The organism is Herbaspirillum lusitanum P6-12 (genome assembly GCF_000256565.1).
In the GTDB taxonomy this organism is placed as follows: domain Bacteria; phylum Pseudomonadota; class Gammaproteobacteria; order Burkholderiales; family Burkholderiaceae_D; genus Herbaspirillum; species Herbaspirillum lusitanum.
This window is the reverse complement of sequence record NZ_AJHH01000186.1, coordinates 1-501: the sequence shown is the minus strand read 5'-3', so window position 1 is coordinate 501 and position 501 is coordinate 1. Positions and strand designations below refer to the sequence as shown.

The following is a 501-nucleotide window of genomic DNA, read 5'->3' as shown; positions in this document are numbered from 1 at the left end:
CGCATCGTGATGACCATCGCCGCGCTGATCATGGCGTCAGCGCCGCCAACAACAAGGAAAGCGTCCTGCTGGCCTACGCCACGCAAGCGGGACAAGCCGAACGCATCGCGCTGCACACCGCCGCCGCGCTGCAAAAGGCCGGCGTCGTGGTCACCGTGCAATCGCTGGCCACGCTCGATCCGGAACGCCTGCGCCATTTCCACCGCGCGCTGTTCGTGGTGAGCACCTTCGGCGAAGGCGAGCCGCCCGACAGTGCGCGCCGCTTTGCACGGCAGCTTGCACAACCACCCGGCAACGCCCTCGCTCACGTGCAATTCGGCTTGCTGCGCGCGCGCCCCCCAGCCTAAGCACGACAAGCCCAAAGGCATGGGCATGGGCATGAACATGGACAAGGAAAAAGACAAATCCGAAAAGACCGAAGCTGCGCCGCTCGACCTCACGCTGGCCTGGGATGTGTTCGTGCGCGAGGCGGGTCCCTACACGCTGGTCAATATCCGCATG

At 65.1% G+C, this 501-nt stretch carries 1 protein-coding gene; it reads left to right on the top strand.

Annotation, left to right across the window (positions count from 1 at the left end; all coding sequences use genetic code 11):
- On the top strand, positions 1 to 347 hold a 347-nt coding region (locus tag HLUSI_RS27285), incomplete at its 5' end, for a flavodoxin domain-containing protein (RefSeq protein WP_040503224.1).
- Between the last annotated feature and the right edge of the window lie 154 nt (positions 348 to 501).